Source organism: Novosphingobium sp. HR1a, from assembly GCF_015594425.1.
Lineage (GTDB): Bacteria > Pseudomonadota > Alphaproteobacteria > Sphingomonadales > Sphingomonadaceae > Novosphingobium > Novosphingobium resinovorum_A.
In genome coordinates this window covers 1-1188 of the sequence record NZ_JABXWS010000145.1, presented here as the reverse complement: position 1 = coordinate 1188, position 1188 = coordinate 1, and the positions used below count along the sequence as shown (strand labels likewise).

Genomic DNA, 1188 nt, shown 5'->3' with positions numbered 1-1188 from the left:
GAACCTCGTGCCCGAGTTTTGCCAGAGCGCGTGCCCAATGATGAGAGGTGCCGCACGCTTCGATGCCGACCAGGCACCGCGGCAACTTCGTGAAGAACGGCACCACCTGCGATCGACGCAATGCCTTGCGGACGACGACGGTGCCCGCAGCATCAACTGCATGAACCTGGAAAATGCTCTTGGCCAAATCGAGGCCGATGGTGGTAATCTCCATGTGGGTGGCTCCTATTTGCTGGTGATCGCCTGACAGCAATCACATCTTGGCACCTCGATGCCGTGAGCGGGAGCCATCCACCCCATCTGCTATGGTCTCGAGGAGACGAACCGTGCTTCGGACCCATCGAGCCCTTATAGAGGAGTATCGGGGCATCGGCCGCACTTCTGTCTTTTCTCCTGACGCAGCAAGGTGTGGCCGATGCCGAAGCTGTTGCACAGAAATACGGCGGGAAGACTTTTGACCTTTACGTTCTGGATTGGCAGACTGGCAAACGCCGGCAGTTAACCAATGTCAGCCGTGGCGGCGCGGAAGCGCATCAGTCAACGCTTGCACGAGACGGTCAGCATATTGCGTTCTCGCTGCAAGGACGATCCTCCAGGGAATACGCAGGAAAGGATGGCCTCTACATCGGTACGTTCGCACCCGGCAAGTAAAGCAGTTTCGCCGACGGTAACCGGGTGGCAATCGTGCCACCCGTGGCCTTTGCTTTCTCGGCATCGGTTGGATCGACGGTGCCGCCAGCGATGCGGGACAAGCTGGCCGAACTCGGCGCGGACCGGCATCGCGACGCCGCGCCGGACGGCGTCGCGATGCTCGCAAAAGGCGCAGCTCCTCCGGCAAAGCACTGAAATCTCGGGCGCATTGTCCGGTGTGGACATAGCGGTTAAGGTCCGGGAAAGTGGATCGGTTTGCAGGACACAGCGCAATGACGGGTATGCAGCTTGAAGCGCCGGCCGGGATGGTCCGTATTCCCGGCGGTACGTTCGCGATGGGATCGGAAACCTTCTATCCCGAGGAAGCGCCCGTGCGCCGCGTTTCGGTCGATGGGTTCTGGATTGATGCCACGCCCGTCACCAACCGCCAGTACGCACGGTTCGTCGCGGCGACCGGCTATCGCACCGTCGCGGAAGTCGCGCCCGATCCCGCGCAGTACCCCGGCATGCCGCCCGAGATGGCGCAGCCCGGCTCGC

3 protein-coding genes and 1 pseudogene are annotated in these 1188 nt (G+C 61.8%); 3 read left to right on the top strand and 1 reads right to left on the bottom strand.

Annotation, left to right across the window (positions count from 1 at the left end; genetic code table 11):
* Positions 1–214, bottom strand: a pseudogene (locus HWN72_RS30695) (IS110 family transposase); the annotation flags it as partial.
* Positions 215–408: 194 nt separating this feature from the next.
* Here HWN72_RS30695 and HWN72_RS30690 point away from each other — a divergent pair.
* The 3 genes from HWN72_RS30690 to HWN72_RS30680 all read left to right on the top strand — a co-directional run.
* On the top strand, positions 409–651 hold the full coding sequence (locus HWN72_RS30690) for a hypothetical protein (protein ID WP_155986410.1): 243 nt from the start codon (positions 409–411) through the stop codon (positions 649–651).
* 42 nt (positions 652–693) lie between these two features.
* Positions 694–846 (top strand): hypothetical protein, encoded by a 153-nt coding sequence (locus HWN72_RS30685; protein WP_155986411.1) that lies wholly within the window; start codon positions 694–696, stop codon positions 844–846.
* Between the two features lie 77 nt (positions 847–923).
* Positions 924–1188, top strand: a 265-nt coding sequence (locus HWN72_RS30680; RefSeq protein WP_248006503.1) for an SUMF1/EgtB/PvdO family nonheme iron enzyme, incomplete at its 3' end; no start/stop codon positions are given.